We start from the raw sequence: 13,769 nt of genomic DNA, 5'->3' as shown, positions 1-13,769 counted from the left end.
ACTGGTGAGCGTGGATGACAGTGCCGACGTGGTGGTCGTGGGCGCCGGACCGGCCGGGTCAGCTGCGGCCGCCTGGGCTGCCCGCGCGGGCCGCGACGTCCTCGTCATCGACACCGCCACCTTCCCCCGCGACAAGCCTTGCGGCGACGGGCTGACACCACGCGCGGTCGTCGAACTGCACCAGCTGGGACTAGGTAAGTGGCTGGCGGACCACATCCGGCATCGTGGGTTGCGGATGAGCGGCTTCGGAGGCGAGGTGGAAGTGGACTGGCCCGGTCCGAGCTTCCCGTCGTACGGCAGCGCGGTGGCCCGTCTCGAGCTGGACGACCGGATCCGAAAGGTCGCCGAGGACACCGGTGCGCGCATGCTACTTGGCGCTAAAGCCGTTGCCGTTCACCATGATTCATCGAGGCGGGTGGTATCGCTGACCCTGGCCGACGGCACTGAGGTGGGCTGCCGCCAGCTGATCGTTGCCGACGGGGCCCGATCCCCGCTGGGACGCAAGCTGGGCCGGCGATGGCATCGGGAGACGGTCTATGGCGTCGCGGTCCGGGGGTACCTGAGCACGGCGTACAGCGATGACCCGTGGCTGACGTCGCATCTGGAACTGCGCTCCCCCGACGGCGCCGTGCTACCCGGCTACGGCTGGATCTTTCCGCTGGGCAACGGCGAAGTGAACATCGGCGTGGGAGCGTTGTCGACCTCAAGACGGCCAGCCGATCTGGCCCTGCGACCGCTGATCTCCTACTACACCGACCTGCGCCGTGACGAGTGGGGCTTCACCGGCCAGCCGCGCGCGGTGTCGTCGGCGCTGTTGCCGATGGGCGGCGCGGTTTCTGGAGTGGCCGGGCCCAACTGGATGCTCATCGGCGACGCCGCGGCCTGCGTCAACCCGCTCAATGGCGAGGGCATCGACTACGGGCTGGAAACCGGGCGGCTGGCCGCCGAACTGCTGGATTCGCGTGACCTGGCACGGCTGTGGCCGTCGCTGCTGGCCGACCGCTACGGTCGCGGCTTCTCGGTTGCGCGCCGGCTAGCGTTGTTACTGACCTTCCCACGGTTCCTACCCACGACTGGGCCCATCACGATGCGCTCCACCGCATTGATGAACATCGCCGTGCGGGTGATGTCCAATCTGGTCACCGACGACGACCGCGACTGGGTGGCGCGGGTGTGGCGCGGTGGCGGTCAATTGTCCCGGCTCATCGATCGACGACCGCCGTTCAGCTGACGGCCGGCAACCAAGGGTGCGCTAATGTCAACTGTGTTGACATATATCAGGGCCGTTGATATATGTGAACACATGACTGAATCGCTGGATCTTGAGTTCGAATCCGCCTACCGCGGTGAATCCGTCGCCTTCGGGGAGGGAGTCCGACCGCCATGGAGCATCGGCGAACCCCAGCCCGAGCTGGCCGCCCTGATCGTGCAGGGCAAGTTCCGCGGCGACGTCCTCGACGTGGGCTGCGGGGAGGCCGCGATTTCGCTGGCACTGGCCGAACGGGGACACACCACGGTCGGACTGGACCTCTCCCCCACCGCCGTAGAACTGGCTCGGCATGAAGCAGCGAAGCGCGGCCTGGCCAATGCCAGCTTCGAGGTGGCCGACGCCAGTTCGTTTACCGGCTATGACGGCAGGTTCGACACCATCGTCGACAGCACGCTGTTCCACTCCATGCCGGTCGAGTCGCGGGAGGGCTATCTGCAATCGATCGTGCGTGCGGCGGCACCGGGCGCCTCCTACTTCGTGTTGGTATTCGACCGCGCGGCGATACCCGAGGGGCCGATCAATGCGGTCACCGAGGACGAGCTGCGCGCGGCGGTGTCCAAGTACTGGATCATCGATGAGATCAAGCCCGCGCGGCTGTACGCGAGGTTCCCGGCCGGCTTCGCCGGCATGCCCGCACTCCTGGACATCCGCGAAGAGCCCAACGGGCTGCAGTCGATCGGTGGCTGGCTGCTCTCGGCCCACCTGGGCTGACGGCGCACCCAAACGACGCGTATAGTCCGGCTAATGAAGGGAACAAAGCTGGCTGTTGTCGTCGGCATGACGGTGGCTGCCGTTAGTTTGGCAGCGCCGGCGCAGGCCGACGACTACGACGCCCCCTTCAACAACACGATCCATCGCTTCGGGATCTACGGCCCGCAGGACTACAACGCTTGGCTTGCCAAGATCAGCTGCGAACGGCTGAGCAGAGGCGTTGACGGCGATGCGTACAAGTCGGCCACTTTCCTGCAACGCAACCTGCCACGCGGAACCACCCAGGGCCAAGCGTTTCAGTTCCTGGGCGCCGCGATCGATCACTACTGCCCCGAGCATGTGGGCGTCCTGCAACGGGCTGGCACCCGCTAAGTCTTCCTACCGGTCACTGCGGGGTTTGTTTGCCGGGTTTGTATCCGGCATGCAGAGCTACGATGCCGCCGGTCAGGTTGCGCCACCGCACCCCTGACCACCCGGCCCGCGAAATCTGGTGCGCCAGCACCGCCTGGTCGGGCCAGGCCCTGATCGACTCCGCGAGGTACTCGTAGGCCTCGGGGTTGCTAGACACCGCCCGCGCCACCCGGGGCAGCGCCCGCATCAAGTATTCCTTGTAGGCGGTGGCGAACAACGCATTGGTGGGCGTGGAGAATTCGCACACTAGTAGCCGCCCGCCCGGCCGGGTGACACGAGCCATTTCCCGCAGCGCCGCTTGCTGGTTTGCGACGTTACGCAGCCCGAAACTGATGGTGACCGCATCGAACACGTCGTCACCAAACGGCAGCCGGGTGGCGTCACCGGCGACCTTGGGAACCTTGCGCGCAGCGCCCGCCGCAAGCATGCCGACCGAAAAATCGGCAGCCACACACCACGCGCCCGACTTGGTGAGCTCTACGGTGGACACGGCGGTGCCCGCGGCCAGGTCCAGGACCTTTTGGCCGGGCCCGATCCGCAGCGCCGACCGAGTGGCTCGCCGCCAATACCGGTCCTGGCCCAGGGACAACACGGTATTGGTCAGGTCATACCTGCGGGCGACGCCATTGAACATCGACGCCACGTCGCGGGGATCCTTGTCCAAGGCGGCGCGACTCACAGCCTCGACGCTACCGTTACGCGGCCTGGGTCGTGCGCCGACCTCGCACCGCCTCGTAGTGGCCGAGCAGCTCATCGCAGACCACCGACCAACTGCGGCCCAGCACACTGCGCCGGGCGGCCAGCGCGTAGCGCTGGCGTTCGTGCACCAGGTGGGCGACGGCGTCAGGAAGCCGGTGCTCGAACTCGCCGACCGGCAACAGCAGCCCGGTGCGGTGCGGGGTTATCAGATCACGCGGTCCGCCGGCGTCCGGAGCGATCACCGGTAGCCCCGACGCCAGCGCTTCCTGCACGACTTGGCAGAACGTCTCGTGCTCACCGGAATGTACGAAGACGTCCATGCTGGCATACGCCTCGGCGAGCTCTTTGCCATACCGTGCTCCGGTGAAAACCGCTGTGGGCATTGCTGATTGCAATCTTGCCCGGTCGATGCCGTCGCCGACGATCACCAGCCGCACGGCGCCGGAGGCCGCCAGACCCGTGAGCCGGTCGACATGCTTCTCCGGAGCAAGCCGACCCACAAAGCCGACGATGGGTTTGCCGTCCGGTGACCACCGTCGCCTCAACACCTCGTTTCGCGCCGACGGCGCGAAACGTTGCACGTCCACCCCGCGTGCCCACCGGTGTACTCGCGGAATGCCCTGGGCAATAAGGGATTCCATTGTCGCTGTGGACGGCGCCAGAGTGCGGTCAGCCAGGCGATGCAAGTGGCGGAACCATGCCCACGCCGCCCGTGCTGTCATCGGAATGCCGTAGCTGGACGCGAAACCCGGAACATCGGTTTGGTAGACCGCGACCGTGGGCACCCCTAGCCGCCGAGCGGCATGGAGTCCGCCGTAGCCAAGCAGCGCCGGCGACGCCAGATGCACGACATCCGGATCGAATCCGCGCAGCGCTCTCAGCATTCGGAAGGTGGGCACGCCGAGCGGCAACGTGGTCACCTTTGGGAACATCCGCGACGGCACCCGGTGCACCCGGACACCGTCGTGAAGTCGCTCGGCGCGGTCTTCACCTGGCGGCGTGTCGGGCGCGATCACCAGGGCTTCATGACCGGTTCGACGCAGATGTTCGAGTACCTTGACCACCGAGTTGCTGACGCCGTTCACCTGCGGGAGGAACGACTCGGCGACGATCGCAACACGCACGCCACACACACTGTCAGCGCCGGCTGTCGAAATGGTTGCGTAGCGGCATACGACGTGCGAACTCTGCTGCTCAGCCCGTTGCAGACGCCGAATTTTCACGACGTTCCAACCGCTTGTCCAGCACCGCTAGCACGACCAGGGCGGCGGCGGCGATCAGCCAGGCCACCACCGCGATGGAACCGGCCGGGATGATCGCCAGTCCGGCGTTACGGTGCTGCACTCTGACCAGGTTGGGATCCCTCTTGTTGTACTCAACGTAAATTCGCATGCCCGTGGATAATTCGGACGGATACAGCACACCGAGTTGCGGCCGATAGGTGATCCGATCCGGTGTGACAAACTCGATCGTCGAACGCCGCGGCCCGGCGCTGAGCACCTCAGCCTGCGCGACCCCCATATTACGTTGGATCGCAATGTCATTGCGCCACGCACCAGCCACCAGAAGCACCGACTGCAGCGTGACCAAACCGGTCACTATCAGGACGGCGATTCGTAACCAGCGCAGCACGATCCTGGCTCGAGTATCGGGCAGTCCATCACTGCGCCCATGAATCAGGATGTGCAGCAGGGGTTTCGGTGATATCACAGAGCCGCCTTGATGGCGGCGTGCAATTGTCGCAACGACGACCGGTCGGCCTTGACCTCGAGCACGCGCATGCCGGCACCGGGTTGATCGAGGGTCGGTCTGAGTTCGTCGACCTCGATCTGGCGAGATTCCACGTGGTAGGCGCGGCACAATGCGCCCACATCGACGTCGTGTGGGGTGCCGAAGATTCGCGATGACACGTCGGAGAACCTGGGGTCACCCTGCTCGAGCAATTCGAAGATGCCGCCGCCGTTGTCATTAGACACCACGATTGTCAATGACCGCGGTATCGGTTCGGTCGGCCCGATCAACAGCCCGGAGCTGTCGTGCACGAACGTCAGGTCGCCGATCAGTGCGATGGTGCGGGGCGGGGAGTCCGGGCTGCCGGTGCGCTCGTGAGCCCCCTCATAAGCTAGGGCCGCCCCGATCGCGGTGGACACGGTGCCGTCGATGCCGGCGACCCCACGGTTGGACCGTACCCGGATGCCGCGGGTGTCCAAACCGGCCAACGCCACATCCCGCACCGGATTGGATGCCCCGAGCACCAGCTGGTCACCGGGCCGCAGCGCATGCGACACCGCCGCCGCGACGTGCAGCCCGGTGGTCAACGGGTGCGCCGCGAGCTGTTCCCGAACCGCCGCGATCGCGTGCCGGTTCATCGCCGCACACCGGTCAAGCCACGCGGGCCGCGGCGCGCCGGTGGTGACCGCCCGCGTGCCGGTGGCCTGCGAGTTACCCGAGACATCCGGCCAGCGTGGACCGGTTGTCAATGCGAATACCGGCACTTCTGCGTCGGCCAGCAGCACCGATACCGGACGATGCAGTGTCGGCCGGCCCAGCATGATCACCTGTTGAGGGCGCAGCAGCGGCAGCGCCAGCGGGTGCAACGGGTTGTCCCCGGACCGCGGCGCCGTCGGTTCTGCGACGGTCGGCAACGCCGCGAGGTTGGGGTGCACGCCAGCGCCATGCCCGGAGATGACCACGGTGTCGACCGACAGGTCGATGTCCAGTGGCTGGTCGAAGGTGACCGGCGGCGTGTAGGTCCACGGCTTGCCAGCAGGCCGGCCCGGCGGGGTGACCGCGCCGAGGGGCTCGGGATCGGGCACCAGCGGTTCGCGCAGCGGGATGTCGAAGTGCACGGGGCCCGCGTTGGCGGTGCGAGCACCCGTGGCGGCCGCCAACACTCGGCACGTAGCCGATCGCCAGGTCGCGTTGAGCGCCGAGGTCCGCTCGGGTGCGTCCTCGGCCAGCCCCAAGCTGATGCTGGCGCGCACCTGGGTGCCGAAATAGCCCAGCTGCTCCATGGTCTGGTTGGCGCCGGTGCCCAGCAGCTCGTAGGGCCGATTGGCCGACAGCACGATCAGCGGCACCCGAGCGTAGTTTGCCTCCACCACCGCCGGACCGAGGTTAGCCACGGCGGTGCCGGATGTCATCGCGACACACACCGGCGCGCCCGCCCCGATTGCCAGCCCGATGGCCAGGTAGCCGGCGGTGCGTTCATCGATGCGAACGTGCAACCGGATCCGGCCGGACCGGTCGGCGTCCTGCAGCGCGAAGGCCAGCGGCGCATTGCGCGAGCCCGGACACAGCACCACGTCGCGAACGCCGCCGCGGATCAGTTCGTCGACGACGACGCGCGCCTGTGTCGTCGAGGGGTTCACCAGTACAGAGTGTCACAGCCGGACCGTATGGCCGGGCCGCGCTCAGGCCTTGACACTGGCGAAGAACTTCAGCATCGCGGTGTTGACGGCTTCCGGCCGCTCGAAGAACCCGAGATGACCGGCGTCAGGTATCTGCAGGTAACGGCCATTCGGCAGGGCGTCGGCGACCTCCCGACCCAGGTAGGGCGGCGTCACCACGTCGTCGGCGAAACCAATCACCAGCACCGGCGCGGCGATGTTGCGGTAGGCGGGCAGCCGGTTGGTCTGCGGAGCGCAATCTAGCTGACAGCGCAGTCCGGGGGTGGACTTAATCGGCCACATGGAAAACATCGCGATCCAGTCGCCAACGGCCACGTCATCGTTGAGCGTCTTTCGGGAGAAGTTCTCCAGTAAGCGAGCCCTCGCGTCGTATGTGGGTGGCAGCTGGACACCCGAGTCATAGAGTTCGGCCTCGGCTTTGTTAAAGAACTGGCGGGCGCGGTCCAGGCGGCCGCGAGTGGCCATCAGCACCGCCGAGCTGACCAGCTCGGGTGCGACCACCATGAGTTCCTGCGCGATGAACGCCCCCATCGACACCCCGACAACGCGCGCCGGGGCGATGTCTAGGGTTTCGATCAGCGCCGCGGTGTCGGCGACCATGGTTTGCGTTGTGAAGCCTTCGGCGTTTTCGGTGGCGCCGATGCCCCGATTGTCGAACGTGATGCACCGATATCCAGCCGCCAGAAAGGCCGGGACTTGATGTGGGTGCCAGGTGCGTCCGGCGCCGCCGCGGCCGGCGATAAAGACCACCGGGTCACCGGTCCCGTTGTCGTCGTAGGCCAGGTTGATCACCCGAAAGACGGTACAAGCAACGAGTAGCAGGCCTTGACCCGGTCGATCCACCACTGTCGCCGCTGCGGCGGTGCACCCAGGGCTTGCAACCGCGCCGGGTCGGGCGTTGTCCGCGCAACTGCCAGCAAGCCGTCGACGGGTGCTGCGGGCTCGGCCACGTCCTCTTCAAACAGCCCGCCGGTGCCCAGCCCGCACGCGTGGTCGAGCTCCGGCAGGGCCGCGGCGGCGGTCAGGCCGGCGGCGATTCCGACGGCGGAATCGAGCGCGCTGGAGACCACCACCGGAACGGCGATCCGCGCCGCGATATCAAGCAGCGCCGAAATACCGCCCAGCGGGGCGACCTTCAGCACCGCGATATCGGCGGCCTGAGCGCGGACAACGGCCAACGGATCGTCGGCCTTGCGGATGCTTTCGTCGGCGGCGATCGGCACATCCACCCGCCGGCGCAACTCGGCGAGTTCGGCGACGGTGGCGCAGGGTTGTTCAAGGTACTCCAGCGGGCCGTCGGCGGTCAGGGCGGCCGCCGCGGCCACCGCCTCGGCGACACCCCAGCCACCGTTGGCGTCCACCCGCACCATGGGAACCAGCTCCCGAACCGCGTTGACACGCTCGATGTCGTCGGCCAGGCTCTGCCCAGGCTCGGCGACCTTCACCTTGGCCGTCCGGGCCCCAGGAAACCGGGCCAGCACCTCGCCCACCTGGGCGGCGGCAACGGCCGGCACAGTGGCGTTAATCGGAACGCGGTCACGTCGCACCGGCGGCGGCGCACAGTAGGCGGTCTCGATCGCCGACGCCAACCACGCGCACGCCTGCGCGGACTGGTACTCCACGAACGCACCGAATTCGCCCCAACCGGCCGGACCCTCGATCAAGGCCACTTCACGGGTGGTGATGCCGCGGAAACGCACTCGCATCGGCAGGGCCACCACATACAGGCGGTCCAGCAGGGCTTCTAGGGGGGGCAGCACGGGTATCACCGCCGATAAACCTGGCGACCGGCCAGAAACGTCGCCCGCACCGCCAGGTCGGCGATCTGCTCTGGCGGCACCGTCCGGGGATCCGCCGACAGCACCACCATATCCGCGTACTTGCCGACCTGAAGCGAGCCGATCGCGTCCTCAGCGAACAGTTGCCAGGCGGCATCGATGGTCTGCGCGCGAATCGCCTGCTCGACCGTCAGGCGCTCCTGAGGTGCCAGCACCCGGCCACTGGGCGCCACCCGGGTTGCGGCCACGCTGATGTTGCGCAGCGGCTCCTCCGGTGTGACGGGCGGGTCGTTGTGCAGCGAGATACGCATGCCGGCGGCCACCGCGGATCCAGCCGGCATCCACCGGGACCCGCGCTGTGCCCCGAACAGGTCATCGACGATCACATCGCCCCAGTAATGGATCTGGTCGACGAAGATGCTGCAGGTGACACCGAGTTCGGCGGCGCGCCGCAGTTGGTCGGGCCGGATGGCCCCGACGTGTTCGAGCCGCAGCCGGTGATCGTCTCGAGGATTGCGGCGCAGTGCCTCTTCGTAGACGTCGAGGATGGTGTCCACACCGCCGTCGCCGTGCACGTGACAGGCGATCTGCCAGCCCCGCGGAAAGTAGGCCCCGACGATTTCGGCCAACTGTTCACGGGTGTAATTGGCGCACCCGCGGGAACCGGGCGGTACACCGATGGCACGGGTGGCGGGGGTGTCCAGGTAGGGAAAGGTCAGATCGATATTGCCGACCCACGGCGAGCCGTCCACCCAGATCTTGATGCCCACCTGGCGCAGCATGTCGTCACCTTGCCTAGGCGTCGCATCGGTGCACATCCGCGCATTGGAGATCTCGTAGGTGCACAGCCGGACCGTCAGTTCGGCGCGCACCGCCTCGACCATCGGCCGATACCCTGGGTCAAAAGCCATCTCCGAGCATGTGGTCAGGCCGGCACGGTTGAGCCGAGCACACTCGGCGCGCAGCATGGCACCGAAGTTGCTGGGGTCGGCTACACCGGCCAAAAGCGGAAGAATCGCGCCGATTTCCTCGGCGGTGCCGTCGAGTTCGCCATTGCCGTCGCGGCCATACTTCGCGCCCTTGGGATCCGCGGTGTCTCGGGTGAGCCCATTGAGCCAGGCGGCGTGCGAGTTGAAGTAAGCCTTGTGTCCGGAGTTGTGGATGATCACCAGCGGCCCGTTCGGCGCGAGGCTGTCGAGCCAGGTCAGCGTCGGCTCGCCAAGACCGGACTGCAGCAGCGGATCCCAGCCGACCAGATAGGCGCCGGCCGGGCCGCGCCGTGCAACCTCGCCGCGGATCGCGGCAACGACGTCGTCCGCGTCCCGCATCGTCACCGGACGGATATCGACGAACCGGTCCGACAGCACGACCGCCTCCAGTAGCGGATGGCCGTGTGCCTCAACAAATCCTGGCATGACACACCCGGCACCCAGATCGATGACCCGGGTGTTGGCGCCAACCAGGCCGGCAACCTCGGACCGGTCACCGACGGCAATGACCCGGCCGTCGGCGACCGCGATCGCCTCGGCCGTTGGCCGCGCATCGTCGACGGTGAGCACGGTTCCGGTCATGACGAGGTCTGCATCGGCCATGGGCTCCAAGCGTAGTGATCCTTCGAGATTGCGAGGGCACGGCAGATCCAAATTGCAACACGTTCTAGTCTTGCCAGATGAGCACCGCCGGCGACGATGCAGTGGGGGTACCACCCGCTTGCGGGGGACGAAGCGATGCGGTGGGGGTACCCCAGCTAGCGAGGGAGAGCGGCGCCATGCGTGACCAGGATTGTTCGGGCGAGCTGTTGCGCAGCCCGACCCACAACGGCCATCTGCTAGTGGGAGCGCTCAAGCGCCACCAGAACAAGCCGGTGCTGTTCCTCGGCGACACCAGGCTGACCGGTGGCCAGCTGGCGGACCGTATCAGCCAGTACATCCAGGCATTCGAGGCGCTAGGTGCCGGCACCGGGGTGGCGGTCGGTCTGCTGTCGCTCAACCGTCCTGAAGTTTTGATGATCATCGGCGCCGGGCAGGCCCGCGGTTATCGGCGCACCGCGCTGCACCCGTTGGGCTCGCTGGCCGATCACGCCTACGTGCTGAACGACGCCGGCATCAGCTCACTGATCATCGACCCCAACCCGATGTTCGTCGAGCGCGCACTGGCTCTGCTGGAGCAGGTGGACTCGCTGCAGCAAATCCTCACCATTGGGCCGGTGCCCGATGCGCTCAAGCGTGTGGCAGTCGACCTATCCGCCGAGGCCGCCAAATACCAGCCGCAGCCGCTGGTCGCCGCCGACCTGCCACCCGACCAAGTTATCGGCCTGACTTACACCGGCGGCACCACCGGCAAGCCTAAGGGCGTGATAGGCACCGCGCAGTCGATCGCCACCATGACCTCGATCCAGCTCGCCGAATGGGAGTGGCCGGCCAACCCGCGGTTCTTAATGTGCACCCCGCTGTCGCACGCCGGCGCGGCGTTTTTCACGCCGACGGTGATCAAGGGCGGCGAGATGATAGTGCTGGCGAAGTTCGACCCGGCCGAGGTACTCAGAATCATTGAGGAGCAACGCATTACAGCGACCATGTTGGTGCCATCGATGCTGTACGCGCTGCTGGACCACCCGGATTCGCACACCCGGGACCTGTCGTCGCTGGAAACCGTCTACTACGGCGCCTCGGCGATCAACCCGGTGCGACTAGCCGAGGCGATCCGGCGGTTCGGCCCGATCTTCGCCCAGTACTACGGGCAATCCGAGGCGCCCATGGTGATCACCTATCTGGCCAAGGGCGATCACGACGAGAAGCGGCTGACCTCATGTGGGCGGCCGACGCTGTTCGCCCGCGTCGCGCTGTTAGACGAGCATGGCAAGCCGGTGAAGCAGGGCGAAGTCGGCGAAATCTGTGTCAGCGGACCGCTGTTGGCGGGCGGTTACTGGAAGCTGCCAGACGAGACGTCGCGGACTTTTAAAGACGGCTGGCTGCACACCGGCGACCTGGCCCGCGAGGACTCCGATGGCTTCTACTACATCGTCGACCGCGTCAAGGACATGATCGTCACCGGCGGCTTCAACGTGTTCCCCCGGGAGGTCGAGGACGTGGTGGCCGAGCATCCGGCGGTTGCACAGGTGTGCGTGGTTGGCGCGCCGGACGAGAAGTGGGGCGAGGCCGTCACCGCGGTGGTGGTGTTGCGCTCCAACGCGGCCCGCGATGAGCCCGCGATCAAGGCCATGACCGCCGAGATCCAGGCAGCGGTCAAACAACGCAAGGGATCGGTGCAGGCACCCAAGCGGGTGGTGGTCGTCGACTCTTTGCCGTTGACCGGTCTAGGAAAGCCGGACAAGAAGGCCGTGCGCGCACGGTTCTGGGAAGGCGCTGGGCGCGCGGTCGGCTAGGGCTTGGCCGTTGCATGAAGTCTGGTCCCTCGCATCTGATCTGGATTAGTCTTCACCCCGGCCTTCGGCCTGGCGATGCCGGCGCACTTGACGCCGCCGATGCCGTGCAGATATGCCGGCGATGCTCGGGATAACCCACCTTCACAGCGGGTTTCGCGGTCTGCGGCGGGCGAAAGAACCCGCCGAAAGCCTTGTTGAGCCGGCGCACGAAAACGATCGTTGTGTGTACATTGGTGTGTATGGCTCGGTTGAACGTGTATGTGCCCGACGAATTGGCGGAGCGCGCCAGGGCGCGGGGCTTGAACGTCTCGGCGCTGACTCAGGCCGCGATCAGTGCCGAGTTGGAGAACTCCGCAACCGATGCGTGGCTTGAGGGGTTGGAACCCAGAAGCACCGGCGCTCGGCATGATGACGTGCTGGGTGCGATCGATGCCGCTCGCGATGAGTTCGAAGCGTGAGAGCATCGCCCACTTCGCCGCCGGAGCAGGTGGTCGTCGACGCGAGTGCCATGGTGGATCTACTGGCTCGCACTAGCGATCGGTGCTCTGCGGTGCGCGCGCGGCTGGCTCGGACCGCGATGCACGCGCCGGCGCACTTCGATGCCGAGGTGTTGTCGGCGCTGGGGCGCATGCAGCGCGCCGGCGCACTCACCGTTGCCTATGTCGATGCGGCACTGGAGGAGTTGCGACAGGTGCCGGTGACTCGACACGGTCTTTCGTCGCTGCTTGCTGGAGCGTGGTCGCGCCGCGACACCCTCCGCCTGACCGATGCCCTCTACGTCGAGCTGGCCGAAACGGCAGGTCTGGTGTTGTTGACCACCGACGAAAGATTGGCACGCGCCTGGCCCTCGGCTCACGCCATCGGCTGAGTCCAGCGGGGCTTGGAGAAAGGTGGGCGCGCCGCCCTGTTGAGCGCTTAACATGCCCCACGAGTAGACCGCATTGCCGAGCGACACTGTGCCGGTTCGGTGATGAACTGCGAGCAGCGCCATGATCGAGTACGCGGTGACCCTCCACAGAAAGCCGCCCGGGCGCCAACTCACGACCACATGTGACCAAGACCCCGGGCACCATACCGTCCGGCTGACGCCCAGCGGCCATGATTACTGTGGCAGGCATGGGTGAACGGATCAGATCGCCGTGGTGGCTCCAGCCGGCGAACAAGGACGGAGTTCAACAGCCTTGAGTGACAACCCTTTTGATGCCAAGGCGTGGCGGCTCGTGGACGGGTTCGACGATCTGACCGACATCACCTACCACCGCCACGTCGACGATGCCACGGTGCGGGTGGCGTTCAACCGCCCTGAAGTGCGCAACGCATTTCGCCCGCACACCGTCGACGAGCTGTACCGGGTGCTCGACCACGCACGAATGTCGCCCGACGTCGGAGTGGTGCTGCTGACCGGCAACGGGCCGTCCCCGAAGGACGGCGGCTGGGCGTTCTGCTCCGGCGGCGACCAACGAATTCGTGGGCGCAGCGGTTACCAGTACGCCAGCGGAGACACCGCGGACACGGTTGATGTCGCCCGCGCCGGCCGGTTGCACATCCTGGAGGTGCAGCGGCTGATCCGGTTCATGCCCAAGGTGGTCATTTGTCTGGTCAATGGCTGGGCGGCCGGCGGGGGACACAGCCTGCACGTGGTCTGCGATCTCACCCTGGCCAGCCGCGAGTACGCCCGCTTCAAGCAGACCGACGCCGACGTCGGCAGCTTCGATGGCGGTTACGGCAGCGCATATCTGGCCCGTCAGGTCGGCCAGAAGTTTGCCCGCGAGATCTTCTTCCTAGGCCGCACCTACACCGCCGAGCAGATGCACCAGATGGGCGCGGTCAACGCGGTGGCCGAACACGCCGAGCTGGAGACAGTGGGGCTGCAGTGGGCGGCCGAGATCAACGCGAAATCGCCTCAGGCGCAACGGATGCTGAAGTTCGCGTTCAACCTGCTCGACGACGGGCTGGTGGGTCAGCAACTGTTTGCCGGTGAGGCCACCCGCCTGGCCTACATGACCGACGAGGCCGTCGAAGGCCGCGACGCCTTCCTACAGAAGCGTCCCCCCGACTGGAGCCCGTTTCCGCGCTATTTCTAACGCGGCCGTTCGCCGAGGCTG

At 66.7% G+C, this 13,769-nt stretch carries 14 protein-coding genes; 7 read left to right on the top strand and 7 right to left on the bottom strand.

The window, feature by feature from the left end; translation table 11 throughout:
* The first annotated feature begins 4 nt into the window (after positions 1-4).
* From menJ to MCAN_RS02910, 3 genes are all read left to right on the top strand, one after another.
* Positions 5-1,231: a menaquinone reductase gene (gene menJ, locus MCAN_RS02920; RefSeq protein ID WP_014000291.1), complete on the top strand. Its 1,227-nt coding sequence runs from the start codon at positions 5-7 to the stop codon at positions 1,229-1,231.
* Between the two features lie 72 nt (positions 1,232-1,303).
* Entirely contained in the window at positions 1,304-1,981 is a 678-nt protein-coding gene (locus tag MCAN_RS02915) for a benzoquinone methyltransferase (protein WP_041179566.1), read from the top strand.
* Between the two features lie 33 nt (positions 1,982-2,014).
* Positions 2,015-2,353 (top strand): DUF732 domain-containing protein, encoded by a 339-nt coding sequence (locus MCAN_RS02910; protein WP_003402937.1) that lies wholly within the window; start codon positions 2,015-2,017, stop codon positions 2,351-2,353.
* A 13-nt stretch (positions 2,354-2,366) separates the two neighbouring features.
* Here the strand turns inward: MCAN_RS02910 and MCAN_RS02905 are convergent, their stop codons facing one another.
* The 7 genes from MCAN_RS02905 to MCAN_RS02875 all read right to left on the bottom strand — a co-directional run bounded on the left by MCAN_RS02905 (position 2,367) and on the right by MCAN_RS02875 (position 9,871).
* A complete protein-coding gene (locus tag MCAN_RS02905; RefSeq protein WP_014000289.1) occupies positions 2,367-3,071 on the bottom strand; it encodes a demethylmenaquinone methyltransferase in 705 nt (234 codons plus the stop codon).
* Between the two features lie 16 nt (positions 3,072-3,087).
* A complete protein-coding gene (mgtA, locus tag MCAN_RS02900; RefSeq protein WP_041180011.1) occupies positions 3,088-4,215 on the bottom strand; it encodes a GDP-mannose-dependent alpha-mannosyltransferase in 1,128 nt (375 codons plus the stop codon).
* Between the two features lie 70 nt (positions 4,216-4,285).
* Positions 4,286-4,801 (bottom strand): DUF3592 domain-containing protein, encoded by a 516-nt coding sequence (locus MCAN_RS02895; protein WP_014000287.1) that lies wholly within the window; start codon positions 4,799-4,801, stop codon positions 4,286-4,288.
* On the bottom strand, positions 4,798-6,462 hold the full coding sequence (menD, locus tag MCAN_RS02890; protein ID WP_014000286.1) for a 2-succinyl-5-enolpyruvyl-6-hydroxy-3-cyclohexene-1-carboxylic-acid synthase: 1,665 nt from the start codon (positions 6,460-6,462) through the stop codon (positions 4,798-4,800). Before menD ends, MCAN_RS02895 begins: the two co-directional genes overlap by 4 nt.
* A gap of 42 nt (positions 6,463-6,504) precedes the next feature.
* Positions 6,505-7,293, bottom strand: coding sequence for an alpha/beta fold hydrolase (locus tag MCAN_RS02885; protein ID WP_003402925.1), 789 nt, complete (start codon positions 7,291-7,293; stop codon positions 6,505-6,507).
* Positions 7,290-8,270, bottom strand: a complete 981-nt coding sequence (locus MCAN_RS02880) for an o-succinylbenzoate synthase (protein ID WP_014000285.1) — start codon at positions 8,268-8,270, stop codon at positions 7,290-7,292. Before MCAN_RS02880 ends, MCAN_RS02885 begins: the two co-directional genes overlap by 4 nt.
* Positions 8,267-9,871: an amidohydrolase gene (locus MCAN_RS02875; protein WP_014000284.1), complete on the bottom strand. Its 1,605-nt coding sequence runs from the start codon at positions 9,869-9,871 to the stop codon at positions 8,267-8,269. Before MCAN_RS02875 ends, MCAN_RS02880 begins: the two co-directional genes overlap by 4 nt.
* 77 nt (positions 9,872-9,948) lie before the next feature.
* Here MCAN_RS02875 and fadD8 point away from each other — a divergent pair, with 77 nt between their 5' ends.
* The 4 genes from fadD8 (at position 9,949) to MCAN_RS02855 (ending at position 13,748) form a co-directional block, all read left to right on the top strand.
* On the top strand, positions 9,949-11,664 hold the full coding sequence (gene fadD8, locus MCAN_RS02870; protein ID WP_014000283.1) for a fatty-acid--CoA ligase FadD8: 1,716 nt from the start codon (positions 9,949-9,951) through the stop codon (positions 11,662-11,664).
* A 191-nt stretch (positions 11,665-11,855) separates the two neighbouring features.
* Complete coding sequence (locus tag MCAN_RS02865) at positions 11,856-12,122, top strand: type II toxin-antitoxin system CcdA family antitoxin (RefSeq protein WP_003402915.1); 267 nt, start codon at positions 11,856-11,858, stop codon at positions 12,120-12,122.
* Positions 12,119-12,532 (top strand): type II toxin-antitoxin system VapC family toxin, encoded by a 414-nt coding sequence (locus MCAN_RS02860; protein ID WP_003898500.1) that lies wholly within the window; start codon positions 12,119-12,121, stop codon positions 12,530-12,532. Before MCAN_RS02865 ends, MCAN_RS02860 begins: the two co-directional genes overlap by 4 nt.
* 313 nt (positions 12,533-12,845) lie before the next feature.
* Entirely contained in the window at positions 12,846-13,748 is a 903-nt protein-coding gene (locus MCAN_RS02855; RefSeq protein ID WP_003915439.1) for a 1,4-dihydroxy-2-naphthoyl-CoA synthase, read from the top strand.
* Positions 13,749-13,769 lie beyond the last annotated feature (21 nt).

This window comes from Mycobacterium canetti CIPT 140010059, assembly GCF_000253375.1.
GTDB classification, from domain to species: Bacteria; Actinomycetota; Actinomycetes; order Mycobacteriales; family Mycobacteriaceae; genus Mycobacterium; species Mycobacterium tuberculosis.
This window is presented reverse-complemented; position numbering and strand designations above follow the sequence as displayed.